The sequence below is a fragment of the Pseudomonas sp. HC1(2025) genome, from assembly GCF_058742075.1.
In genome coordinates, this window is the sequence record NZ_CP196017.1 from 4,759,891 (window position 1) to 4,783,631 (window position 23,741).

Here is a 23,741-nt window from a genome sequence, read left to right on the forward strand (position 1 = left end):
ATTGTGGCGAGCGGGCTTGCCCTCTGCACAGGGGCTTCGCTATTTCATGAAATCAATAAACGCCCGCACCTTCAGCGGTAAATGCCGCGTGTCCGGATACAGCGCATACACCCCCTGGGGCGCGAAGCGATGATCCGGCAACAGGCGTACCAGCCGCCCCGCGTCCAGATCCGCCTGCACCAGCCACTGCGGCAGGACCGCCACGCCATGGCCGCGCACGGCAAATGCCTGCAGCACGGCAGCACTGTCAACCACCAGCGCACTGGGGCCCGAGCGATATTGATGCTCGCCACCTGCCGGGTCGGTCACGCTCAACTCGGTCAAGCGGCCATGCCCCAGCTTGGGCAGTTGTTCTAGTTCATCCAGCGTTTGGGCGGTACCCAAACCAGGCGCCGCGACGGCAAATACCTGGTAAGTGGATAACTGCACCGCACGATGATTGGAGTCCACCAGGCGCCCCAGCCGGATCGCCACGTCAAACCTTTCGGAGATCAGGTCGGCATGGGTCGAGGATGTGGATAAGTGAATGTTGAGGTCCGGGTGCAGGCGGCGAAAACCTTCCACTGCGGGCGCGACCACCGCCAGCGCATATTCAACAGTCGTGGTGATGCGCAACGTGCCCTTGAGCTGGGCGTGTTCAGAGCGTGCCTCTTCCACCGCCAGCCGTGCTTCTTCGAGCATGCGTGTACAACGCAGGTAGAAACGTTCACCGGCATCGGTGAGCGCCAGTTGGCGGGTACTGCGGGTGAGCAGGGTGACGCCCAGTTCGGCTTCCAAACGTTTGAGATTGAAGCTGACCACCGCGCGGGTCTGGCCCAGCAGATCGGCGGCGGCCGTCAGCGAGCCGGCCTCGACCACAGCCTTGAAAGTGTCGAATCGGTCCAGGCTAACCATGGCCACCGCCCCCGTTGTCAAAATATTTTTGACAAACTAACAGGCAAACCCGTGTATCCCAAGCTCTGCGACCGGCCTACCCTGCCAGCCTCAAACGCTGGATCACCCCTATGACCTACCGCTCGAAAGTCGCCTGGATCTTTTTACTGGGGTTCGCCCTGGACCTGGTGAACATGTTTGTCGCCACCGTCGCCTACCCGGATATCGCCCACGAACTGCAGGCCTCGGTCACGCAATTGGCGTGGATCAGCAACGCGTACCTGCTCGGCCTGACCCTGATTATCCCGCTGAGCGTCTGGCTCGCCGCAGTGCTGGGCGAGCGGCGGTTGATCGCCGCGAGCCTGGGGCTGTTTGGCATGGCATCGGTGCTGGTGGGCCAGGCCGAATCGATCCAGGCCTTGATCGGCTGGCGGCTGTTGCAAGGCTTGGGGGGCGGATTGCTGATACCGGTGGGCCAGGCCTTGGCGTACCGACACTTTGCCCCTGGGCAGCGTCACCAACTGACGGCCCGAGTGATGTCGGTGGCGCTGCTGGTGCCGGCGCTCTCCCCGGCGCTGGGCGGCTTGCTGGTGGACACGGTGTCGTGGCGCTGGATTTTCTACGCCAACCTGCCATTGGCCCTCCTGACCCTGCTGCTGGCACTGCTGTGGATAAAACCCGATGTGCCCGCCACCATGCGACCGGCCCTGGCTTTGGGGAGTCTGTTCAACCAGATCCGCCACCCGATGCTGCGAGTGGCGATGCTGGTGTATCTGTTCATCCCCGGCGTATTTATCGGCACCAGCCTGGTCGCCATCCTCTACCTGCGAGACCTTGGATACGACGCGACACGCACCGGGGCCTTGATGCTGCCGTGGGCCCTGGCTTCGGCCCTGGCCATCTACCTGAGCAAGCGGTGGTTCAGCCGGTGCGGGCCCAAGCCATTGCTGCTGGCCGGCATGGCCTTGCAATGCGCCGGCATCCTGCTGCTCAATGCGGCCCAACCCGCCCTGCTGGTGGGCGCCTATGCCCTGATGGGCCTGGGTGGCAGCCTGTGCAGCAGCACCGCGCAGACCCTGGCCTTTCTGGATATTCCTGCCGAACACATGGGCCACGCCAGCGCGCTGTGGAATATCAATCGGCAAGTGAGCTTTTGCCTCGGTGCAGCGGCACTCAGCGCCGTGCTATCGGCCTCGGATTCCTTCACCATGACCTTCTTGATTGCGGCAGCCCTGACACTGCTGCCGCTCTTGGCAGTGCCAAGCCTGGATACCTCCAGGGTTCGCGCACTGCTTCACCCTGCCTGCGAGCCTCAATGATGATTGATTACAGCGACTTTTTTGAAGAAGTGATCCAGACCCACATCGAGATCGAGCAATGGTTTGCCGGCACAGCCCCCGAAGGCACCCTGCAGAACCTGCTGGCGCGCTTCTCCCCCGAGTTCAGCATGATCGCCCCCGCCACCGGCGCACGGGTCAATACCGCCGGGGTCAAGGCCCTGTTCACGCGCCTGGGTGGTATGCGGCCCGGCTTGAAGATCACCCTCAGTGAACTGGCGGGCATCGACCGCCATGCACGCGGGGCCACGGTGACCTACCGCGAACACCAGATCGATGCCAGCGGCACGCAAACGGACCGCCGCGCCACCGTGGTGTTCGAGAAGCAGGCCAGCGGCGCGCTGCTGTGGCGGCACCTGCACGAGACGTATATCCAGGGCCAATAACCCTCCCCTGTAGGAGCCGGCTTGCCGGCGATAACGGTGTGTCAGTCAACTGGTGGATGGCTGACAGGCCGCTATCGCCGGCAAGCCAACGCCTACAAGTTTAGTGTTGTGCCTGGTTGACGATCACCGTGCAGGTGATCCCCGCCGCCAACAACACACCCTGCGGCACTTCATCAATATGAATGCGCACCGGCACCCGCTGGGCCAGGCGTACCCAGTTGAAGGTCGGGTTCACGTCGGCGATCAGCTCGCGGCTCTCGGGGTTGTCGCGGTCGTAGATGCCACGGGAGATGCTTTCTACGTGGCCCTTGAGGGTCTCGCCGCTCATCAGTTGCATGTCGGCTTTATCACCGACCTTCACATGGGGCAGCTTGGTTTCTTCGAAGAAGCCGTAGACCCAGAACGAGTTCATATCGACTACGGCCATCTTGGCTTCGCCAATGCGCGCGTAGTCGCCGCGATGCACGTTGAGGTTGGTGACATAGCCGTCTACGGCCGCCAGCACTTGCGTGCGTTTCAAATTCAGCTCTGCCGCTTCCAGTTGCGCCAGGGCATGTTGGTAGTCGGCCAGGGCCGAGTCGGCGATGTTGCTGGCGTCGTCGCGGTTCTCTTTGGAGATCACCAGGGCGTCGAGGTCGGCGCGGCGGTGGGCGTTGACCTTGCGCATCTCCCAGGTGGCTTTGCGTGAGGCAACCAAAGATTGCGCCTGCTTGACCGCGATGCGGTAGTGCTCGGGGTCGATCTGCATCAGTAGGTCGCCCTTTTTCACCAACTGGTTGTCACGCACCGGCACGTCCACCACTTCGCCGGTGACATCCGCGGCCACGTTGATGATATCGGCGCGCACCCGGCCATCGCGGGTCCATGGGGTCTGCATGTAATGGACCCATAGGGTACGGCCAATCCAGATCGCCAGGGCCAACACCAGCAGGGTTGCGAGCAAGCTGAAAAACTTTTTCATCGGGGCATTCTCAACGGTAGACGGTCAGCGCCATGGCGCCGAAAAGACAGGTGAACAGGCTCAGGCGCAGCAGCGCCGGGTGCCAGAAAAAACGGTACAGGTCAAAGCCCGCCAGGAACCGATCCAGGGCCCAGGCCAGTCCCGCGGCGATGAAGAACATCAGGGTCATGGTCGGCATGTAGATGCCGTGGAACGCGATTTCACGAGGCATGGGCGACTCCGGAAGGCTTGAAGGCAGCCAGGGGCGATTGCGGGTCCAGCAGGGAGGTGCGGATAAAGTGCAGGTAGCTTTTCACCCGGCGCAGGGCCGAGGTATCGAAGTGGGGGGCGAAGGGTTCGTCGGTGGCCTGCACGCGGCTGATGGCGTGATCGACCGCCACCAGCGCGCGCTCCAGGTTGCTCTGGCTCGGTTGCAAAAACAGCCGCACCAGCGAGCGCCCCATCACCCGGATTGCCTGGCGCCAGGGCTGGGATTGGGCATAGGCCGGGTGCACCGGCAGGATCTCCTGTTCCTTGCGCAATTCGATGATCGCGTGGCCGACCTCCAGCACCACGAACATCCAGCGCAACAGGTTGCGTTGCACCAGGGGCTGGCCGGCGGCCAGGCCGTAGGCCTGGTGCAGCAGGTCGCGGGTGCGGCTTTCAAAACCCGAGGCCAGGCCCTTGAGCTTGCCGCTGATGGCATATACCACTTGCTCGCGCAGGTCGCGCTCCAGGCGGCGCCACAGCCACGGGCTGTTGGGCGGCAGGATGATCGCCCCGGCCGCTGCACACACCAGCATGCCGATGATCATGGCGATGTAGTCGTTGATAAAGGTGTAGGGGTTGTAGATCGTCAGGTTATCCGGCACCGAACCGGTGCTGAAGAAAATCAACAAGCCAAGGCCAACCCCGGCGTATTGCGGGCGCGACGAGAGGAACGCGCCGAGCACAATTACCGGGGCGAGCATCACGCAGAGCAAGGGAAAGCCGTCGATCCAGGGAAACACGAAGAACATTTCGACAAACCCCACCAGCGCGCCGATCAAGGTCCCACAGGCCATCTGGAAGGCCATGCGCTTGGGGTTTGGTGTGGCGGCCGACAGGCCCACGGTGGCCGCGGCAATCAAGGTCATGGTCGCGCCGCTGGGCCAGGCCGTGGCCACCCAGTAACTGCCCAGTACCAGCAGAATGAATGACGCGCGAATCCCCGAGGCAGCGCAGGCCAGCCAGTTGGTTTTCGGGGTGTAGGGCTCGTCCCAATGCTCGCGTTCGTGGCTGTGCTCGGCCAGGGAGGCGTGGGTCTGCGCGTAGTTGTGCAGGTCATCGACAAAGCGGTACAGCAGCTCATAAGCGGTGTGGAAATCCAACTGCTCGGCATCGCTGGGGCTGCTCTCCTGGAACATCGCCCGCAGGCTGCGGACCTTGGCCGGCAGGCTCTCCTTGTAGGCCGTCAGTTGGCTCACCAGGCGCGCAGCATCGGGGCTGGTCAAGGCGCGCCCGCTGAAGCCATCGAGCAACTCGGCCAGGTCCTGCAGGCCGGGCTTGATCGCGGCCACCACATGGTCGGCGGCATCGCTGCGCAGGCGTTCAAGCAACTGGTGCAGGGCGTTGAACCGGGTGGTGATGCCCATGAATTCGCTGTTCAAGCGACTGAGCCGGCCATTGCGCCGACGCATATGCGGGTCTTCGAATACGGTGACGCTACGCAGCCCTTCCAGGCCCACGGCTTCGGCGATAAAGCGCACGTTGCTGCTTTCAAAACCTTCACGCTGGCTGCGCCCGCGCAGGCCATCGGTGACAAACAACGCAAAGGTGCCGAAGCGCTGGTACAAGGCGTTGCGCATCGCCGCGCTGCTGGTTTGCGGCAGGATCGCGGCACTGACCAGGGTCGCACACAAAATCCCCAGGGAGATTTCCAGCACCCGCCAGACCGCCGCCATAAAGGCGCCGTCGGGGTGGGCGAGCGCCGGCAGGCCGACCATCGCCGCCGTATACCCGGCCAGCACAAAACCATAGGCGCGAAAGTTACGGTTACGGGTGGCACCGGCCGTACACACGCCAACCCAGATCGCCAGCGCGCCAAGGAACAGCTCGGTGTTTTGCGCAAACAGGGCGATCAGCAACACCATCACCGCCGACCCCGCCAGGGTGCCGAGGAAGCGGTAGAAACTCTTGGCAAACACCTGGCCGCTTTGCGGTTGCATCACGATAAACACGGTGATCATCGCGGTACGCGGTTGCGGCAGTTCCAGGCGCATGGCCAGCCACAGGGTGAGGAACGCGGCGATCAGTACTTTGAAGATATACACCCAGGTCACGCCGTCACTGCGCGCCCAGTCGAAAAAGCCACGGCGCCATTCCAGGGAATGCAGCCAACGCAGCGGTGCAGGCAAGGGAGTCATGGGCAACCTGATCAGTGATCGAACACGGCCAAGGCCGCCGGGGTCTTGCTCGGGAGTGTCTTATCGGGTGCCGGCCCATCGCTGCCCGCGCCAAGGCCGCCGCCCAGGGCGGTCACCAGTTCGGCATGGGCGCTCAAGCGCGCGGCCTGGACCTGTTGCTCGACCTGTTGCTGGCGAAACAGCAGGGTCTGGGCATTGAGCACATTGAGGTAATCGGTCAGCCCGCGCTGGTAGGCGATCATGGCGATGTCATAGGTTTTCTGCGCCGAGGCCACCGACTCGGCGGCGAAGGTTTGCTGCTTGGCCATGGATTCACGGCGGATCAGTTGGTCGCTGATGCCCTTGAGCGCATTGACCAGGGTCTGGTTGTAGCGGGCCACGGCAATATCGTAGCCGGCGCTGGCCGCGCCCAATTGCGCGCGCAGTCGGCCACCGTCGAAGATCGGCAGGGTGATCGCCGGGCCGACGCTGTAGTTGAGCTTCTTGCCGGCGAGAAACTCCAGCATGCCGCCGCCGGTGGCGACGTAGCCGAGGCTGCCCACCAGGTCGACATTGGGATAGAAGCCGGCGTGGGCCACGTCGATGCCCCGGGCCTGGGCCGCGACTTGCCAGCGGCTGGCAACCACGTCCGGGCGCTGGCCGAGCAATTGCGCGGGCAGTGCCGAGGGCAATTTCAATGGTGCGCCGAGAGCCAGGGTTGGCCGCTGCAATCTCGCACCCTCCCCCGGGCCCTTGCCGGCCAGGGCGGCCAGTTGGTTGCGGGTCAGGGCGATTTCTTCGTCGAGGGCGTCCAGTTGCCGATGGGTTTCGGGCAACGGCGTCTGGGCCTGGCTGACTTCAAAGTGCGTGCCGATCCCACCCTCCAGGCGCTTTTGCGCCAGGTCGAGGATCTGCTGTTGCTGGGCCAGGGTGGCGGCGACGATATCGCGCTGGGCGTAATGCAGCGACAGCTGGATATAGGCGCGCACCACGTTGTTCTGCAGCTCCAACTGGGCCTGGCGCGCCTGGGCGACACTCCGATGCGCCAGGTCGAGGGCGCGCTCGCTGGCATTGCGCTCGCGGCCCCACAGGTCGAGGGCGTAGCTCAGGCCCAGGGCAGCGTTGTTGTCCCAAGTGGTGGAATTGTCCAGTTTACCGGGGCCGTAGAACTGATCGCTGGGCCAGTTGTGGCGCTTGAGGGTGGCGTCGCCGTTGATCTGCACGGCCTCGGCCGACTCGGCCAACCCCGCCATGGCCCGCGCTTCACGCACCCGGGCGGCGGCTTCGGCGATGCTTGGGCTGCCTTGTACGGCGAGGTCGATCCAACGGTCGAGTTGCGGGTCGCCATAGGCCTGCCACCACTGGCTGGTCGGCCAGTGGGCATCCCGGGCGGCGCTCTGGATCGCGTCGTCGGTGGCCAGGGTATTGGCGGCGAGGTGCTTGCCTTGGGGGGCAATCCCTCCGGTTCCGATGCAGCCGCTGATTGCTAACGATAAAGCCCAAACACTGAGAGTCTTCAGCTCTCTGCTGATGCGACGCGGCACTGCTGCGAATTCCTGAGGTGGTGGTGCGGGGACGGTGCGGCAATTCTAGGGGGCGCGGGGAATGGCGATAAGGTGGGATTCCTGTGAATCTTTGTTACCGTTCAGGCGATAATCCATTGGTAGGGATCACTGGTAGTCGTAACTTTCTGTCACAATTTGTCATCTCCCTTGAGAGCACCCCATGGACACTTTGCAAAACATGCGCGCCTTCAGTTGTGTCGCCGAGGCCGGCAGCTTCACCGCCGCCGCCGTACAACTGGACACCACCACGGCCAACGTCTCGCGCGCGGTCTCCAATCTGGAGGCCCATCTGCAAACCCGCTTGCTCAACCGCACCACCCGCCGCATCGCCTTGACCGAGGCTGGCAAGCGCTATTTATTACGCTGCGAGCAAATCCTCGCCTATGTCGAGGAAGCCGAGGCCGAGGCCAGCGACGCCCACGCGCGCCCCGCCGGGCAGCTCAAAGTGCATACCATGACCGGCATCGGCCAGCATTTCGTGATCGATGCGATTGCCCGCTATCGCCGCACCCACCCCGACGTGACCTTCGACCTGACCCTGGCCAACCGCGTGCCAGACCTGCTGGACGAGGGTTATGACGTGTCCATCGTGCTCGCCAGCGAGCTGCCGGACTCGGGGTTTGTCTCCCAGCGCCTGGGGATCACCTACAGCATCGTCTGTGCCTCGCCGGCCTACGTTAAAGCCAATGGTTGCGCGCAGCGGCCCAGTGACCTGCTCAACCATGCCTGCCTGCGCCTGGTCAGCCCGGTGATCCAGTTGGACAAATGGGCCTTCAACGGGCCGGACGGCCAGGAAAGCGTGAGCATCAACAGCTCGCCGTTCCTGGTGAACTCCGCCGATGCGATGAAGACCGCGATCATCAGCGGCATGGGCGTCGGCCTGCTGCCGGTGTACGCGGCCATCGAAGGCCTGCGCAACGGCACCCTGGTGCGGATGATGCCGACGTATCGCTCCCAGGAGCTGAACCTGTACGCCATCTACCCGTCGCGCCAGTACCTGGATGCGAAGATCAAGACCTGGGTGGAGTACCTGCGCGGCTCGCTGCCGGAGATCCTGGCGGCGCACCAGGCGGAACTCGCGGCGTATGAGTTGAGCGGCAGTTTGGGTGGGGTGCGGCTGGGTAGCTGATTTAGAAAACGGACTCCCAACTATTGGAGATCCCCTGTGGGAGCGGGCTTGTCGGGTCGCCGCATCGCCGCGATAGCGGTATATCAGTGCCAGATGTAGTGCCTGACACACCGCTATCGCGGCGATGCGGCGACCCGACAAGCCCGCTCCCACATTGGTGATGCGGTGTCCTGACAAGTGTGGGCAGGAATGTTAGCGTGCTTGGCATTCTTCCCCGTCGATGAGCCTCACTTGCGATGAAAAAGATTGTCCTCGCCTTCAGCCGTGTCACCCCCCAGATGATCGAACGCCTGCAACAGGACTTCGAGGTCATCGTCCCCAACCCCAAGCAGGGCGATATCAACGCGCAGTTCAATGAAGCCCTGCCCCACGCCCACGGCCTGATCGGCGTCGGCCGCAAGCTGGGCCGGGCGCAGCTCGAAGGGGCGAACAAGCTGCAAGTGGTGTCCAGCGTCTCTGTGGGTTACGACAACTACGACGTGGACTACTTCAACGAACGCGGGATCATGCTCACCAACACCCCCGATGTGTTGACCGAAAGCACCGCCGACCTGGCCTTTGCCCTGCTGATGAGCAGCGCCCGCCGTGTGGCCGAGCTGGACGCCTGGACCAAGGCCGGGCAGTGGAAAGCCAGCGTCGGCGCGCCGTTGTTTGGCTGTGATGTACACGGCAAGACCCTGGGTATCGTCGGCATGGGCAATATCGGCGCAGCCATCGCCCGCCGTGGGCGCCTGGGCTTCAATATGCCGATTATCTACAGCGGCAACAGCCGCAAGACCGCGCTGGAACAAGAGCTGGGCGCGCAGTTGCGCAGCCTGGACCAGTTGCTGGCCGAGGCAGATTTCGTGTGCCTGGTGGTGCCGTTGAGTGAAAAGACCAAGCACCTGATCAGCCATCGCGAGTTGGGCCTGATGAAATCCAGCGCGATCCTGGTGAATATTTCCCGAGGCCCGGTGGTAGACGAACCCGCACTGATCGAAGCCCTGCAAACCCAGCGCATTCGCGGCGCCGGGCTGGATGTGTATGAGCGCGAGCCCCTGGCCGAGTCGCCGCTGTTCCAACTGAGCAATGCGGTGACCTTGCCGCATATCGGTTCGGCCACCCATGAAACCCGTGAAGCCATGGCCAACCGTGCCCTGGACAACCTGCGCAGCGCACTGCTGGGCCAGCGCCCGCAGGACCTGGTGAACCCGCAGGTGTGGAAAGGCTGATCGGCATTGTAGGAGCCGGCCAGCCAGCCCCTACAGTTTTTGGCGCGAACGTCGATAACCCGCTATAGATTGTTATCGCTGATCCACAGAAGGTTTTTATGTCCACCACCAAAGCCCGCGCAGATTCACTCTCGCTTCTGCTCTTTACCTTGCGCAGCGGCAAGCTGATGGCCATCAACCTGCTGAAAGTCAGCGAAATCATTCCCTGCCCGCCGCTGACCAAGCTCCCGGAGTCCCACCCGCACGTCAAAGGTATCGCCACCCTGCGTGGCGCGGCCTTGTCGGTGATCGACCTCAGCCGCGCGCTGGGCGAGATGCCCCTGCAAGACCCCGACGGCGGTTGCCTGATTGTCACCGATGTCAGCCGTTCCAAGCAGGGCCTGCATGTGCAGGCGGTGAGCCGGATCGTGCATTGCCTGACCACCGATATCCGCCCGCCGCCCTTTGGCTCTGGCGGCACGCGCTCGTTTATCACCGGCGTGACCCAGGTCGACGGGGTGCTGGTGCAGGTGCTGGACATCGAAAAAGTCATCCACGCCATCGCCCCCGCGCAGATCGAAGTGGCGCCGACTGACCTGACCATGGAAGAAGCCGAAGTGCTCGGCCATGCACGCATCCTGGTGGTGGACGACAGCCAGGTGGCCCTGCAGCAATCGGTGCACACCCTGCGCAACCTCGGCCTGACCTGCCACACCGCACGTAGCGCCAAAGAGGCCATCGACGTGCTGCTGGAACTGCAAGGCAGCGCCGGGCAGATCAATGTGGTGGTGTCTGACATCGAAATGTCGGAAATGGACGGCTACGCCCTCACCCGCACCCTGCGCGAAACCCCGGACTTCCAGGATCTCTACGTGCTGTTGCACACCTCCCTGGACAGCGCGATGAACAGCGAAAAAGCCCGCCTGGCGGGTGCCGACTCGGTACTGACGAAGTTTTCGTCACCCGAGCTGACCAAATGCCTGGTGGTCGCCGCCCAGACCGTGGCGCAAAAAGGCCTGTAAATAGTGACAGCGTATTACCAACTGCTACGCCGCGACCTCACCGGCAGCCTGCCTGCACCGCAGTGGCCAGCCGATACCCACCTGGATCATTACCGCCCTGCACTGGCCCCGGCGATCCATGCGGTATTGCGCATGACCCAGGAACAGGGCGGCGGCCGCGTGGCCAACCTGGAGGCCTGGCAGCAGCAATTTCTCAGCGACGCAGAGTTCGACCCCACGCTGTGCCTGGTAGCAAGTAACGCCGAGGGCATTCTTGGCGTGGCCCAATGCTGGACCAGTGCCTTTATCCATCACCTCAGCGTCCACCCCTGCGCCCAGGGCCAGGGGCTGGGTCGCGCCTTGTTGCTGCACAGCTTCCAGGTGTTCAAGCAGCGCGGCGAACCCTATGTGGACCTCAAGGTGCTGGAGAGCAATCTGCGCGCACGCCAGTTGTATGAAAGTGCCGGCATGGTGTTTGTGCTGCGCGACGTGGTCAGCGACGACTGATCGGCACTGGCGCATAACTTGCTTCCAGAGTCTCTGAACGGCGGATAGAGGTAAAAACCCGTCACCGTTCAAGAGAGCCCTCTGACCTGGCCTGGTAGCAGATCCTCCATGAATACCCATTTTTCCTGCGTTGGTTGCGGTAAATGCTGCACCGACCATCATGTGCCCCTGACCCTCGATGAAGCCCGCCAGTGGGCGGCGGACGGCGGCAATGTCATCGTGCTGGTGGAAGGTTTCCTGGGCAATGGCCTGGGCCTGCCTGTGCAACAACGCGAGCATGCCGAACGGCGTTCGGTGGTGGTGCCCAGCGGCAATACCCAGGCGTTCGTGGCGATCACCTTTGCCGCCTACAACGCCGGGCGCTGCCGGAATCTTGACGAAGACAACCGCTGCGGCATCTATGAACGGCGGCCGCTGGTCTGTCGTATCTACCCGATGGAGATCAATCCGCATATCCCGCTGAACCCGGCCGCCAAGGATTGCCCGCCGCAATCCTGGGAACAGGGCCCGGCACTGATCGTCGGCGGCGAGCTGATGGACCGGGAACTGGCCGAGCTGATCCACCGCTCACGCCAGGCCGACCGTGACGATGTACAGACCAAGGAGGCGGTGTGCGCCCTGCTGGGGATTCGCACCACGGCGCTCAAGGGCGATGGTTTTACCGCGTACCTGCCGGACATGGGCGCCTTTGCCCAGGCCATAGCGCTGGCGGTGGAGCAACCGGCCATGGCCAATGAATGGGTGTTTCATGTGTCCGGGATGGACATTGCCGAACAGTTGCTGGATGCCGGGGCGCAGATCGCCACCGAAGTGCCGGCCAACTATGCGTTTATCTCGCTGCGCGCTGCCTGAACCTTTTGGGAGCCGGCTTGCCGGCGATGGCGTGCGCGAAATCGCCATTGCCGGCAAGTCGGTTGCGAAGATTAGCGGCGTTTGCCCCAGAACTCTTCAGCCAGCCGCCGCAGGTCCTCCGCCAGGGCCGCTACGTCGCCCGAGCTGAGCTGGCTCTGTTGGCCGGCGCTGACGGTGGCCTCGCCGGCATCGCGAATGCCGACAATATTGCGATTGATGTCCTCGCTCACCGCGCTCTGTTCCTCCACCGCCGTGGCAATCTGCACGCTCATAGCGGTGATCTGGTTGACCCGCTGGCTGATGCCATCCAGGGCCGACGCCGCGCGCTGGGCATGCTCGACGCTGACTTCGACGTGCTGGCTGCTTTGCTCCATCGCCATCACCGCATCGCGGGCGCCGCCCTGCAGGGTACTGATCATGCGCTGGATTTCATTGGTCGATTGCTGGGTGCGCTGGGCCAGGCCGCGGACTTCATCTGCCACCACCGCAAAGCCACGGCCCTGCTCGCCCGCCCGCGCCGCCTCGATGGCCGCGTTGAGGGCCAGCAGGTTGGTCTGCTCGGCAATCGCCCGGATCACCTCCAGTACGCTGGAGATATCCCCGCTGTGGCTTTCCAATTGATGGATCACACTGGTGGCCCTGGCCAGCTCCTGGGACAGACGCAGCACCGCATCACGGCTTTCGTCCACCCGCTGATGGCCTTCGCGGGTCTCGCTGCCGGCCTGGTCGGCCGCTTTCGAGGCTTGCTGGGCATGGTTGGCGACTTGCGCCACGCTGGCCGCCATCTCCTGGATCGCGGTGGCCACCTGGTCGGTCTGGGTCTGCTGGCCCAGGGTACTGGCGTGACTGCTGTCCAGTTGCTGGACCAGAGCGGCGGCGTGCCCGGATAAACGCTGCGACGCATCGCCAATCCGGCCGACCACCGCGCCCACCTGGGCTTCGAGCATCTGCATGGCAAATTCGATTTGCCCCAGCTCATCGGCACGCCCGGTGTAGATCGCCTGGCTGACGGGGTTATCGGCAATCTGCCGGGCCCGCTCGCTCAATTGCCTCAAGGGGCGCAACAACAGGTTGATACCCAAGACCCCCGCTGCGCCCACCGCAGCCAGGCCCAGCACCTGCAAGGCCCACGAGTAGCTCGCCAACCCGGCCCCCACTCCCCAGGTCAGGGCGCAGGTTGCACCGGTGACCAGCGACAACTTCATGGGCATCTCCAGCACTGGCCGCAAGCGCCGACTACCCGCGCGCAGGCGGGCGTAAGCGCGCTCCGCCGCCATCACCCGCCGCGCATCGGGCTTGGTGCGTACCGACTGGTATTCCACCGCGACACCGTCGCGCGTGACCGGCGAGGCATAGGCGCTGACCCAATAGTGATCGCCGTTCTTGCAGCGATTTTTCACCATGCCCATCCACGAGCGGCCGCTTTTGAGGGTCTGCCACATATGGGCAAAGGCCGCCGACGGCATGTCCGGGTGACGCAGCAGGTTATGTGGCGCGCCCAGCAATTCCTCGCGGTTGTAGCCGCTGACGTCGATAAAGTCCTGGTTGGCGTAGGTAATCGAACTGCCTAAGTCAGTGGTCGAGAGGATGTTGGCGTCTGGGGCAATGTCCACACTTCGACCCGTGACCGGGAGATTGATCTTCATGGAAAGCGCGCTCGGGGGTTATTGAGGGAGTCGGCAGGGGCACCGACTCTAAGCGCACCGGTTGAGCAAATACTGATCCAGCTCATGTTCCACGCATTTAGTTGGGTACCGCTGCCTCCGGCTCGCGGTACTCCTCGGTCAGGGCCACGCACTCCAGCGCCACCCGCGCGCTGCGCGGTAAGCGGCGCACCGCCAGTACGCTGCGGGCGGGCAACCGGCTACGGTCGAAGTAGCCCAGGTACACCTCGTTGACCAGGGCCAGGTCATCCAGGTCGGCCAGCATCAAGGTGCACTTGACCACCCGGTCCAACGAGGAATGATGACGCTCCAACAGGTCGTGCAGGGTCTTCATCACCTGCTTCATCTGCGCGCCAGTGCCACCCTTCACCGGGTTGCCGCGAACATCCAGCCCCGCAATATTGGAAATGTACAGCGTGTTGCCAACCCGTACTGCCTCGGAAAAAGGCAGCGCAATTTCAGTGGGGTAAAAGTGTGGTCCGTCGCCCTCCGGCGCCGCTGCCGTCTCGGGCTCCTCCTGCAGATAGCGCTGGAGAATGCGCTGGTGCTCGCCGCTCTGCTTGAGCTGCTCCAGCGCCCGGTTGAGGTCACCGCGCAATTGCGGGTCGGACTTGCGCACACCGATGGCCACGGCGGTGCCCATCTGTTGGCCAGTGACCGGCCGGCCGACAAAATCAAATGGCTGCCCCTGCTCGGTGTCGAGCAGCTCCTGGCGGATTTCGGCGGTGCCTTGCAGCGTCGCGTCGATATCACCGGCCACCAGGCTGCGGATTAACTGGTCGTTGAGCCAGTAGCTCTTGATGATCACGCCCGCCGGCGCCCATTGCGCCAGGGCAAAGGCTTCGCGATTGCTGCCGGTAAGTACTCCCACGCGCTTGCCCTTGAGGGCACGCACCGTGGGCAGCAGGCCGGAATACTTGCGGGCTACCAGGTGTGTGGTGAGGGGGTACAGGTCGTCGGTAAAGTCGATCAACTGCCGGCGCTGAGGGGTTGAAGCCATGCCCATGATTGCATCGAAACGCCGGCTTTCCAGGGCGTCGATGCTAAGGGTGAAAATCTGGTCGACCCAGGTGCAACGGGCGTCGAGCTGGGCGCACAGGGCATTGCCCAACTCGATGTTCAGGCCTACCAACTGGCCTTGGGCATCGCGGCTTTCATAGGGGGGAAACAGTGGGGAGATTGCGAAGCGGATTTCGCTGCGCGCTGCAGCAGCTGTCGCTGCGCCTATAAACAAACCACCCGACAGCAGCGACCCAACGGATAAAACGAAGATCTTTGCCAAAGCCATGAAGAAGTCCCTTTCTTGAAAGACCCGCTCCCTCAACCGGTACTTCTGCCAACCAGACGCGGCGAAGGGGAATCGAGAAAGCTTTCAAGAAAAGGTCATGGGCCGACAAGGCGAAAAGTCAGCAAGAGCTGTAGGCAGTCAGCGTTTGCCCATCGAACGACGGGTGCCCGGCGGCGCCATGCCGGGGGTCTTGGTGTGGCCGTTCTTCGCGCCGTTTTTGTACCACGGCTGATTGCTGTCTTTCGCCCCGGCCAGTTCACCCGGTTTGAAAGGGAACTTGAAGGCCGGGATCACCGGTTTGGCTTCACTGTCGAGGCTGTCTGGATCAGCGAGTTCGGCGCTTTCAACAGGCGGTTGTGTCGGGGAATTCATGGAAGCTCCGGGGCGTGCAAAAAATGACGCGGGCCCGACTTGCGGGCCACACTGGCGCGCAGTATACCTGCGCGCCCTGGATCTTTAACCACCGCCTGTACGAATGGTCGACCTTTGCTGACAGCGCTGTCAGTTAACGGTCACTTTGCTGACCGGGTTTGCAGGCTATAAAGAACCTCCACTCTTCCCATTCTCTGTCCGGACGCCGCGAGCCCATGCACATTCAACGCAAAACCACCTTGATTGTGCTCGCCGTCGTGGCCCTGGCGGTCGTGGCCTGGGTCTCGACCCGGCCGGCCAAGACCAAGCTGTCTGCCTCGACTGCGATCCCGGTGCGGGTGGTCAGCGTCACGCAGCAGGACATCCCGCGATTTGTCAGCGGCATCGGCTCGGTGCTGTCGCTGCACAGTGTGGTAATTCGCCCGCAGGTCGACGGCATCCTCACCAAACTGCTGGTCAAGGAAGGGCAATTGGTAAAAACCGGTGACCTGCTGGCAAGCATCGATGACCGGGCGATCCGCGCCAGCCTCGACCAGGCCAAGGCCCAACTGGGCGAAAGCCAGGCGCAGCTGCAGGTGGCGCAGGTCAATCTCAAGCGCTACAAGGAGTTGAGCATCGACGACGGCGTGTCGAAGCAGACTTACGACCAGCAGCAAGCCCTGGTCAACCAGCTCAAGGCCACCGCCCTGGGCAACCAGGCGGCGATTGATGCAGCTCAGGTCCAGCTTTCCTACACGCAGATTCGCTCCCCCGTCAGCGGTCGGGTGGGGATTCGCAATGTGGATGAAGGCAACTTCCTGCGTACCAGCGATGCCCAAGGCCTGTTCTCGGTGACGCAGATCGACCCGATCGCCGTGGAGTTTTCCCTGCCGCAACAGATGCTGCCGACCCTGCAAGGCCTGATCGCCGCGCAGCACCCGGCCAGTGTCGATGCCTTCCTCGGCGCCGACACCGATAGCCCGGCGGCGGTGCTGCTCGGTGAAGGCCGCCTGAGCCTGATCGATAACCAGATCAGCGCCACCACCGGCACCATCCGCGCCAAGGCCGAGTTCAGCAATGCCACGCAAACGCTGTGGCCGGGGCAACTGGTCACGGTGAAGATTCAGACCGCCCTCGACAAGGCCGCCCTGGTGGTGCCGCCGACCGTGGTCCAGCGCGGCATGGACTCGCACTTCGTGTACCGCCTCAATGGCGACAAGGTGGACGTGGTGCCGGTGCACGTGGCCTATCAGAACAGCGCATTGACGATTGTCACCGGCGTGCAGGCCGGTGATGTGCTGGTCAGCGACGGCCAGTCACGCCTCAAGGCCGGCGCCCAGGTGGAGGTGCTCAAGGAGCCGCCGCAAGTGATCCAGACCGCCCAAGCGCAGGCCCAGCCATGAAGGGCCGTGGCTCGGTATCGGCGTGGTGCGTCGACCATCCGGTCGCGACCCTGCTGCTGACCTTTGCCCTGGTGCTGCTGGGCTTGATCGCCTTTCCGCGCCTGCCCGTCGCGCCCTTGCCGGAGGCGGAGTTCCCGACAATCCAGGTCACCGCCCAACTGCCCGGCGCCAGCCCCGATACCATGGCGTCCTCGGTGGCAACGCCCCTGGAAGTGCAATTCAGCGCCATCCCCGGCATGACCCAGATGACCTCAAGCAGCGCCTTGGGCTCCAGCCTCCTGACCCTGCAATTTACTCTCGACAAGAGCATCGATACCGCCGCCCAGGAAGTACAGGCGGCGATCAACACCGCAGCCGGCAAGTTGCCCAGCGATATGCCCAACCTGCCGACGTGGCGCAAGGTCAACCCGGCGGACAGCCCGGTGCTGATCCTCAGTATCAGCTCCAACAATATGCCCGGCACCGAACTGAGCGACTACGTGGAAACCCTGCTGGCCCGGCAGATCAGCCAGATCGACGGGGTCGGCCAGATCAGCATCACCGGCCAGCAACGCCCGGCGATTCGCGTGCAGGCCTCGCCGGACAAACTCGCCGCCATCGGCCTGACCCTGGCCGACATCCGCCTGGTCCTCCAGCAATCGAGCCTGAACCTGGCCAAGGGCGCGCTGTATGGGCGCGACAGCGTGTCGACGCTGTCGACCAACGACCAACTGTTCCACCCCGAGGAATACGGCGACCTGATTGTTTCCTACAAGGACGGCGCGCCGGTGCAGTTGCGCGACGTGGCACGGGTGATCAACGGTTCGGAAAACGCCTACGTGCAAGCCTGGTCCGGTGATACGCCGGGGGTCAACCTGGTGATTTTCCGTCAGCCGGGGGCCAATATCGTCGACACCGTGGACCGCATCCAGGCCGAGCTGCCGCGCTTGCAGGCGATGCTGCCGGCGTCGGTGGACGTCAGCTCGTTGTCGGATCGCACCAAGACCATTCGTGCCTCGCTGCATGAAGTGGAAATCACCTTGTTGATCGCGGTGTTGCTGGTGGTGGCGGTGATGGCGCTGTTCCTGCGCCAGTGGTCGGCGACCCTGATTGTCTCCAGCGTGCTCGGGGTTTCGCTGGTCGCCAGTTTTGCCTTGATGTACGTGATGGGTTTCAGCTTGAACAACCTGACCCTGGTGGCCATCGTGATTGCCGTGGGGTTTGTGGTGGACGACGCGATTGTGGTGGTGGAGAACATCCACCGTCACCTTGAGGCCGGCCTGGACAAGCGTGAAGCAGCGATCAAGGGCGCCGGCGAGATCGGTTTTACCGTGGTGTCCATCAGCTTCTCGCTGGTAGCGGCGTTTATCCCGTTGCTGTTCATGGGCGGCGTGGTCGGGCGCCTGTTCAAGGAGTTTGCCTTGACCGCGACCTCGACCATCCTGATTTCGGTGGTGGTGTCCCTGACCCTGGCGCCGATGCTGGCCGGGCAGTTTATGCGCGCCCCGACCCACCACCCCCATGACAAGCCAGGGTTTGGCGAACGCCTGCTGGCCGGGTACGCGAGGAACCTGCGCCGGGCGCTGGCCCATCCACGCACGATGCTCGGTATCTTCGTCGTGACCCTGGGCCTGGCCGTGGCCGGCTACGTGTTTATCCCCAAGGGGTTTTTCCCGGTACAAGACACCGGTTTCATTCTTGGCACCAGCGAGGCGGCGGCCGATGTGTCCTACCCGGATATGGTGGCCAAGCACCAGGCCCTGGCCGAGATCATCAAGGCTGACCCGGCGGTGGAAAACTTCTCTCACTCGGTGGGCGTGACCGGCAGCAACCAGACCATCGCCAACGGCCGCTTCTGGATTGCCTTGAAAGATCGCGGTGATCGCGACGTGTCCGCCAGCCAGTTTATCGACCGGATCCGCGCCAAGCTGGCCCAGGTCCCGGGGATCGTGCTGTACCTGCGCGCCGGCCAGGACATCAACCTCAGCTCCGGACCCAGCCGCAGCCAGTACCAGTACGTGCTCAAGAGCAACGATGGTGCGACCCTGAACACCTGGACCCAGCGCCTCACCGAAAAACTGCGCGCCAACCCGGCCTTTCGCGACCTGTCCAACGACCTGCAACTGGGTGGCAGCATCACCCACATCAGCATCGACCGCCAAGCCGCCGCGCGTTTCGGCCTGACCGCCACCGATGTCGACCAGGCGCTGTACGATGCGTTCGGCCAACGCCAGGTCAATGAGTTCCAGACCGAGACCAACCAGTACCAGGTGGTGCTGGAACTGGACAGCCAGCAACGGGGCAAGGCCGAGAGCCTGAACTACTTCTACCTGCGCTCGCCCCTGAGCGGCGAAATGGTGCCGCTGTCGGCGCTGGCCAAGGTCGATCCGCCGACGGTCGGGCCGTTGTCCATCAGCCATGACGGCATGTTCCCGGCGGCCAACCTGTCGTTCAACCTGGCGCCGGGCGTGGCCCTGGGTGACGCGGTGATCATGCTCGACCAGGCGAAGAACGAGATCGGCATGCCGAGCACCATCATCGGCAATTTCCAGGGCGCGGCCCAGGCGTTCCAGAGTTCATTGGCCAGCCAGCCGTGGCTGATCCTCGCGGCGCTGGTGGCGGTCTATATCATCCTCGGCGTGCTGTATGAGAGTTTCGTGCACCCGCTGACCATCATCTCGACCCTGCCCTCTGCCGGCCTGGGTGCGTTGATCATGCTGTGGCTGCTGGGCCAGGACTTTTCCATCATGGCCTTGATCGGGCTGGTGCTGTTGATCGGCATCGTCAAGAAAAACGGCATCCTGATGATCGACTTTGCCCTGGAGGCCCAGCGCGTTCGCGGGCTGGCGCCTGGCGATGCGATTTACGAGGCCTGTATCACGCGCTTTCGACCGATCATCATGACCACCCTCGCCGCCCTGCTGGGCGCGGTGCCGCTGATGCTCGGCGCAGGTCCCGGCGCGGAATTGCGCCAGCCGTTGGGCATCGCGGTGGTCGGCGGGTTGCTGGTGAGCCAGGCGCTGACCCTGTTCACCACGCCGGTCATATACTTGTACCTTGAGAAACTTTTCCATAGACCCACACCGGCCCCTGGGCTGGCGACCACACATTGAGGCGGGGTCATGCGCGTCCTGATTATTGAAGACGAAGAAAAAACCGCCGACTACCTGCATCGCGGGCTGACGGAACAAGGCTACACCGTGGACGTGGCCCGCGACGGCATCGAGGGCCTGCACCTGGCCCTGGAGAGCGACTACGCGGTGATCGTGCTCGATGTGATGCTGCCCGGCCTCGACGGCTTTGGCGTGCTGCGCGCACTGCGGGCACGCAAGCAGACCCCGGTGATCATGCTCACCGCCCGCGAGCGTGTGGAAGACCGCATTCGTGGCCTGCGCGAAGGGGCCGACGATTACCTGGGCAAGCCGTTTTCCTTCCTCGAACTGGTGGCACGCCTGCAAGCCCTGACCCGCCGCAGCGGCGGGCATGAACCGGTGCAGGTGACCATCGCCGACCTGTGGATCGACCTGATCAGCCGCAAGGCCAGCCGCGCCGGCCTGCGCCTGGACCTGACCGCCAAGGAGTTCTCGCTGCTCAGCGTCCTGGCCCGGCGCCAGGGCGAGATCCTGTCCAAGACGGCGATTGCAGAAATGGTCTGGGACATCAATTTCGACAGCGATGCCAATGTGGTCGAAGTGGCGATCAAGCGCCTGCGGGCCAAGCTCGATGGGCCCTTCGAACACAAGCTACTGCACACTATTCGTGGCATGGGCTATGTGCTGGAGAACCGCAGTGTCGAGTAACTCGATTGCCCTGCGCCTGAGCGGCATGTTCACCCTGGTCGCGCTGGTGATTTTCCTGCTGATCGGCGGCGCGCTGTACCAGCAGGTGGACCGTGGCCTGGGCTTGTTGCCGGGGGCCGAGCTGGATGCGCGCTACAGTGTGCTGGAGTCGTCGATCACGCGTTTCGGCACGCCGGATCACTGGGTGAAAATGACCAGCAAACTCAAGCTGCTGGGGGAAGAGGACACACGGATTCGTTTCTGGGTGGTGAGCAGTGACCCGACCTACGAATACGGCAACCCGGACGCACGCATCCGCGAATTCGCCGCCGGCCCCACGGGCAAGCGTGATTTGTACCTGCCGGGGCATGCGTATCCGTTCAAGGTGCTGGTCAGCCAGTTCCCGGCCAAAGACCAGCGCCCGCCGCTGCGCTTTATGATCGCCATCGACACCGCCAACTTCCGCGCCACCCAGCACCATCTGCTGATGGCGTTGATCAGCCTGGCGTTTGTCGGCGTAGTGCTGGCTTCGCTGCTGGGCTTTTGGGTCGCGCGCATCGGTCTTAAGCCTTTGATCAAACTCTCGGACGAAGCGCAAAAACTGGCACCGCCAAAACTGTCCGGGCGCTTGCAGTTGTCACCGTTGCCGCCGGAGCTCAAGCAGTTCGTCAACTCCTTCAACTCGACCCTGGAGCGCGTGGAAACCGCGTACTCGCGCCTGGAATCCTTCAATGCCGACGTAGCCCACGAACTGCGCTCGCCGCTGACCAACCTGATCGGCCAGACCCAGGTTGCGCTGACCCGTGGCCGCTCGGCCGAACATTACTTCGAAGTGCTGCAATCGAACCTGGAAGAGTTGGAGCGCCTGCGCTCGATCATCAATGACATGCTGTTCCTGGCCAGCGCCGACCAGGGCAGCAAGGCCACCAAGCTGATCGAAAGCTCCCTGGCCGATGAGGTGGCGACCACCCTCGACTACCTGGATTTCATCCTCGAAGACGCCCAGGTGCAGGTCACGGTGGACGGCGATGCCTTGGTCCGGATCGAAAAAGCCCATTTGCGCCGGGCCCTGATCAACCTGCTGAACAATGCCGTGCAGCACACCTCGCCGGGGCAGGTGATCGAGGTGCGGATTGAAGCGCAGGAGCAACAGGTGCTGATTGGCGTGACCAATCCAGGTGAGCTGATTGCCAACGAGCACCTGCCCCGCTTGTTCGAGCGCTTCTACCGCGTCGACGCCTCGCGCAGCAACAGCGGGGCCAATCATGGGTTGGGGCTGGCGATCGTCAAGGCAATTGCGTTGATGCATGGCGGGGATGTGTTTGTGCGCAGTGAGCACGGGGGCAATACGTTTGGCATCAGCCTGCCCGTATAAACACCTCGGCCTACTGTAGGAGCCGGTTTGCCGGCGATGGCGGCCAGTCAGTCGACTTGTTCATCACTGATCCACTGCTATCGCCGGCAAGCCGGCTCCTACAGTTGATCTTCGCTGTCTTGACTGTTGCGATTTGGGCAACAGTCATTATCTTGTTACACTCTGTACCGTACCGCTCGCCTGCGCCAATATGTCGCATCGACGAGCGAGACGGCAAAGACAGCCGACCCGCCCTGCCATTTCCCTCGACTTATTTCCAGGGCTCTACACTGGGAATCTGTCTTAAAGCCGCTGACTTCAGCGGCTTTTTTTTGCCGTAAAAAAGGCCAGGAACACCCCACGACATTGGCCGTTCAGACTTACCCAAAGGAGCTCCCCCGGTGAAACCCGCGCTGACATTCACCCCGTTATTCCTCGCGATTGCAGCAACTATCTCCCCGCTCGCCCTTGCAGCAGATGCCCCTCCCGCCGACGGATTCGTCGAAGGCTCAAGCCTCACCATCAACACCCGCAACTACTACATGAATCGCGACCGCCGCGACATTCACATCAACGACAGCAAAGAGTGGGGCCAAGGCTTCCTCGGCATCTTCGAGTCCGGCTACACCCAGGGCACCGTGGGTTTGGGCCTGGATGTGCATGGCATGCTCGGCCTGAAGCTGGACGGCGGTGGCGGTACCGACGGCTCCAGCATCCTGCCGTACGGCAGCGGCAGCGGCAAAGCGCCGGGCTCGTTTTCTACCGGTGGCGGCACCCTGAAAATCCGCGCCTTGGATACCGAGCTGAAGGCCGGCGACCTGTTCCTCAACAACCCGGTGATTGCTGGCGGCATGACGCGCATGCTGCCCGAGACCTTTCGTGGCGTCAGCCTGACCAACCACAGCCTTGACGGCTGGATGTTCGAAGGCGGCCAGGCCAGTTTTGCAAAGCTCTACAACCAGAGTGGCCATGGGCGCATCGGCACCAGCTATGGCGCACTGCCCAAGGGCCAGGACAGCCAGCACATGAACTGGGCCGGCGTGGCGTGGAGCGGTCTGCCAGGGCTGACCAGCAACCTGTACGCCTCCGAACTCAAGGACGTGTGGAACCAGTACTACTACGACCTGGACTACACCTACGCGCTCAATGACCTGGTCAGCCTCAACCCGGGCCTGCACTTCTACCACACCCAAGACACCGGCAATGCCCTGCTGGGGGATATCGACAACAACACCTACAGCCTGCATTTCACCGTGGGCGTGGGCAATCACAGCGTCACGGCCGCGTACCAGCGGGTCAATGGCAACACGCCGTTCGACTACATCGCCCAGGGCGACAGCGTGTACCTGGACAACTCGCAGCAATACTCGGACTTCAACGGCCCCAACGAGCGCTCGTGGAAACTCAAGTACGCCTATGACTTCGCTGGTCTTGGCGTACCCGGCCTGACCTCGGCGGTGTCCTACATCAGCGGCAAGACCGACCTCACCAAAGTCGACCCCAACAGCCGCGGCTACTCGGCCTGGTACAGCGCCGATGGCAAGAACGCCAAGCACTGGGAGCGCGATATCGACCTCAAGTACGTGGTGCAGGGCGGCAAGGCCAAGGACCTGGCGGTGCGCCTGCAATGGGCTACCAACCGAGGCAGCAATGGCTACTCGGCGGTGGACCGCGATGTGGATGAGTATCGGGTGATCATCGACTACCCGATCAATGTGTTCTGACGGCCAATTATCTTTTTCGCCAATGACTTAATTTA

The 23,741-nt window shown here is 63.1% G+C and carries 19 protein-coding genes and 2 pseudogenes; 12 read left to right on the plus strand and 9 right to left on the minus strand.

Features of this window, described 5'->3' with window-relative positions:
* Nucleotides 1-39: 39 nt before the first annotated feature.
* Nucleotides 40-894: a LysR family transcriptional regulator gene (locus ACSSVH_RS21255; RefSeq protein WP_170056765.1), complete on the minus strand. Its 855-nt coding sequence runs from the start codon at nucleotides 892-894 to the stop codon at nucleotides 40-42.
* 110 nt (nucleotides 895-1,004) lie between these two features.
* On the opposite strand from ACSSVH_RS21255, the gene ACSSVH_RS21260 reads away from it, so the two are divergent.
* Nucleotides 1,005-2,192 carry an MFS transporter gene (locus ACSSVH_RS21260; RefSeq protein WP_492633694.1) on the plus strand — a complete coding sequence of 396 codons (1,188 nt, stop codon included), beginning with the start codon at nucleotides 1,005-1,007 and terminating at the stop codon, nucleotides 2,190-2,192.
* Nucleotides 2,192-2,596 carry a DUF4440 domain-containing protein gene (locus ACSSVH_RS21265; RefSeq protein ID WP_169954570.1) on the plus strand — a complete coding sequence of 135 codons (405 nt, stop codon included), beginning with the start codon at nucleotides 2,192-2,194 and terminating at the stop codon, nucleotides 2,594-2,596. Before ACSSVH_RS21260 ends, ACSSVH_RS21265 begins: the two co-directional genes overlap by 1 nt.
* Nucleotides 2,597-2,696: 100 nt before the next feature.
* Here ACSSVH_RS21265 and ACSSVH_RS21270 read toward each other — a convergent pair whose 3' ends face one another.
* From ACSSVH_RS21270 to ACSSVH_RS21285, 4 genes are read right to left on the minus strand one after another with little or no spacing between them, the layout of a single operon-like run.
* Entirely contained in the window at nucleotides 2,697-3,557 is an 861-nt protein-coding gene (locus ACSSVH_RS21270; RefSeq protein WP_170041768.1) for an efflux RND transporter periplasmic adaptor subunit, read from the minus strand.
* A gap of 10 nt (nucleotides 3,558-3,567) precedes the next feature.
* Nucleotides 3,568-3,768, minus strand: a complete 201-nt coding sequence (locus ACSSVH_RS21275; RefSeq protein ID WP_029297878.1) for a DUF1656 domain-containing protein — start codon at nucleotides 3,766-3,768, stop codon at nucleotides 3,568-3,570.
* Nucleotides 3,758-5,941, minus strand: a complete 2,184-nt coding sequence (locus ACSSVH_RS21280; protein WP_492633695.1) for an FUSC family protein — start codon at nucleotides 5,939-5,941, stop codon at nucleotides 3,758-3,760. Before ACSSVH_RS21280 ends, ACSSVH_RS21275 begins: the two co-directional genes overlap by 11 nt.
* Nucleotides 5,942-5,952: 11 nt before the next feature.
* Nucleotides 5,953-7,464, minus strand: coding sequence for an efflux transporter outer membrane subunit (locus ACSSVH_RS21285; protein WP_170056762.1), 1,512 nt, complete (start codon nucleotides 7,462-7,464; stop codon nucleotides 5,953-5,955).
* Nucleotides 7,465-7,645: 181 nt separating this feature from the next.
* Here ACSSVH_RS21285 and ACSSVH_RS21290 point away from each other — a divergent pair, with 181 nt between their 5' ends.
* The 5 genes from ACSSVH_RS21290 (at nucleotide 7,646) to ACSSVH_RS21310 (ending at nucleotide 12,164) form a co-directional block, all read left to right on the plus strand.
* Nucleotides 7,646-8,614: a LysR family transcriptional regulator gene (locus ACSSVH_RS21290; protein ID WP_169954563.1), complete on the plus strand. Its 969-nt coding sequence runs from the start codon at nucleotides 7,646-7,648 to the stop codon at nucleotides 8,612-8,614.
* A 236-nt stretch (nucleotides 8,615-8,850) separates the two neighbouring features.
* Nucleotides 8,851-9,825: a 2-hydroxyacid dehydrogenase gene (locus ACSSVH_RS21295; protein ID WP_492633696.1), complete on the plus strand. Its 975-nt coding sequence runs from the start codon at nucleotides 8,851-8,853 to the stop codon at nucleotides 9,823-9,825.
* A gap of 98 nt (nucleotides 9,826-9,923) precedes the next feature.
* Nucleotides 9,924-10,826: a chemotaxis protein CheV gene (locus tag ACSSVH_RS21300; protein WP_057438202.1), complete on the plus strand. Its 903-nt coding sequence runs from the start codon at nucleotides 9,924-9,926 to the stop codon at nucleotides 10,824-10,826.
* Nucleotides 10,827-10,829: 3 nt separating this feature from the next.
* The gene (locus ACSSVH_RS21305; protein ID WP_492633697.1) at nucleotides 10,830-11,312 is read left to right on the plus strand and encodes a GNAT family N-acetyltransferase; all 483 of its coding nucleotides are present in this window, start codon (nucleotides 10,830-10,832) and stop codon (nucleotides 11,310-11,312) included.
* A 108-nt stretch (nucleotides 11,313-11,420) separates the two neighbouring features.
* A complete protein-coding gene (locus tag ACSSVH_RS21310; protein WP_170041764.1) occupies nucleotides 11,421-12,164 on the plus strand; it encodes a YkgJ family cysteine cluster protein in 744 nt (247 codons plus the stop codon).
* Between the two features lie 71 nt (nucleotides 12,165-12,235).
* Here ACSSVH_RS21310 and ACSSVH_RS21315 read toward each other — a convergent pair.
* From ACSSVH_RS21315 to ACSSVH_RS21330, 4 genes and pseudogenes are all read right to left on the minus strand, one after another.
* A pseudogene (locus ACSSVH_RS21315) lies at nucleotides 12,236-13,228 on the minus strand (methyl-accepting chemotaxis protein); the annotation flags it as partial.
* 300 nt (nucleotides 13,229-13,528) lie between these two features.
* Nucleotides 13,529-13,810: pseudogene (locus ACSSVH_RS21320) on the minus strand (PAS domain-containing protein); the annotation flags it as partial.
* Between the two features lie 97 nt (nucleotides 13,811-13,907).
* On the minus strand, nucleotides 13,908-15,116 hold the full coding sequence (locus ACSSVH_RS21325; protein WP_492633698.1) for a transporter substrate-binding domain-containing protein: 1,209 nt from the start codon (nucleotides 15,114-15,116) through the stop codon (nucleotides 13,908-13,910).
* A gap of 138 nt (nucleotides 15,117-15,254) precedes the next feature.
* Entirely contained in the window at nucleotides 15,255-15,488 is a 234-nt protein-coding gene (locus ACSSVH_RS21330; protein ID WP_057438192.1) for a hypothetical protein, read from the minus strand.
* Nucleotides 15,489-15,703: 215 nt separating this feature from the next.
* Between ACSSVH_RS21330 and ACSSVH_RS21335 the strand changes: the two genes are divergently transcribed.
* The 5 genes from ACSSVH_RS21335 (at nucleotide 15,704) to ACSSVH_RS21355 (ending at nucleotide 23,706) form a co-directional block, all read left to right on the plus strand.
* Nucleotides 15,704-16,870 (plus strand): efflux RND transporter periplasmic adaptor subunit, encoded by a 1,167-nt coding sequence (locus ACSSVH_RS21335; protein WP_170041761.1) that lies wholly within the window; start codon nucleotides 15,704-15,706, stop codon nucleotides 16,868-16,870.
* Complete coding sequence (locus ACSSVH_RS21340; protein ID WP_169956337.1) at nucleotides 16,867-19,962, plus strand: multidrug efflux RND transporter permease subunit; 3,096 nt, start codon at nucleotides 16,867-16,869, stop codon at nucleotides 19,960-19,962. Before ACSSVH_RS21335 ends, ACSSVH_RS21340 begins: the two co-directional genes overlap by 4 nt.
* Nucleotides 19,963-19,971: 9 nt before the next feature.
* The gene (locus ACSSVH_RS21345; RefSeq protein WP_169956339.1) at nucleotides 19,972-20,649 is read left to right on the plus strand and encodes a heavy metal response regulator transcription factor; all 678 of its coding nucleotides are present in this window, start codon (nucleotides 19,972-19,974) and stop codon (nucleotides 20,647-20,649) included.
* Nucleotides 20,639-22,003 (plus strand): heavy metal sensor histidine kinase, encoded by a 1,365-nt coding sequence (locus ACSSVH_RS21350; protein ID WP_432754609.1) that lies wholly within the window; start codon nucleotides 20,639-20,641, stop codon nucleotides 22,001-22,003. The genes ACSSVH_RS21345 and ACSSVH_RS21350 overlap by 11 nt, the downstream gene beginning before the upstream one ends.
* A gap of 380 nt (nucleotides 22,004-22,383) precedes the next feature.
* A complete protein-coding gene (locus ACSSVH_RS21355) occupies nucleotides 22,384-23,706 on the plus strand; it encodes an OprD family outer membrane porin (RefSeq protein WP_169956342.1) in 1,323 nt (440 codons plus the stop codon).
* Nucleotides 23,707-23,741: the final 35 nt, after the last annotated feature.

Coding starts and splice junctions, on each gene's coding strand:
- ACSSVH_RS21255 (WP_170056765.1), bottom strand. CDS start 894: ATGGTTAGCCTGGACCGATTCGACACTTTCAAGGCTGTGGTCGAGGCC.
- ACSSVH_RS21260 (WP_492633694.1), top strand. CDS start 1,005: ATGACCTACCGCTCGAAAGTCGCCTGGATCTTTTTACTGGGGTTCGCC.
- ACSSVH_RS21265 (WP_169954570.1), top strand. CDS start 2,192: ATGATTGATTACAGCGACTTTTTTGAAGAAGTGATCCAGACCCACATC.
- ACSSVH_RS21270 (WP_170041768.1), bottom strand. CDS start 3,557: ATGAAAAAGTTTTTCAGCTTGCTCGCAACCCTGCTGGTGTTGGCCCTG.
- ACSSVH_RS21275 (WP_029297878.1), bottom strand. CDS start 3,768: ATGCCTCGTGAAATCGCGTTCCACGGCATCTACATGCCGACCATGACC.
- ACSSVH_RS21280 (WP_492633695.1), bottom strand. CDS start 5,941: ATGACTCCCTTGCCTGCACCGCTGCGTTGGCTGCATTCCCTGGAATGG.
- ACSSVH_RS21290 (WP_169954563.1), top strand. CDS start 7,646: ATGGACACTTTGCAAAACATGCGCGCCTTCAGTTGTGTCGCCGAGGCC.
- ACSSVH_RS21295 (WP_492633696.1), top strand. CDS start 8,851: ATGAAAAAGATTGTCCTCGCCTTCAGCCGTGTCACCCCCCAGATGATC.
- ACSSVH_RS21300 (WP_057438202.1), top strand. CDS start 9,924: ATGTCCACCACCAAAGCCCGCGCAGATTCACTCTCGCTTCTGCTCTTT.
- ACSSVH_RS21310 (WP_170041764.1), top strand. CDS start 11,421: ATGAATACCCATTTTTCCTGCGTTGGTTGCGGTAAATGCTGCACCGAC.
- ACSSVH_RS21325 (WP_492633698.1), bottom strand. CDS start 15,116: ATGGCTTTGGCAAAGATCTTCGTTTTATCCGTTGGGTCGCTGCTGTCG.
- ACSSVH_RS21330 (WP_057438192.1), bottom strand. CDS start 15,488: ATGAATTCCCCGACACAACCGCCTGTTGAAAGCGCCGAACTCGCTGAT.
- ACSSVH_RS21335 (WP_170041761.1), top strand. CDS start 15,704: ATGCACATTCAACGCAAAACCACCTTGATTGTGCTCGCCGTCGTGGCC.
- ACSSVH_RS21340 (WP_169956337.1), top strand. CDS start 16,867: ATGAAGGGCCGTGGCTCGGTATCGGCGTGGTGCGTCGACCATCCGGTC.
- ACSSVH_RS21345 (WP_169956339.1), top strand. CDS start 19,972: ATGCGCGTCCTGATTATTGAAGACGAAGAAAAAACCGCCGACTACCTG.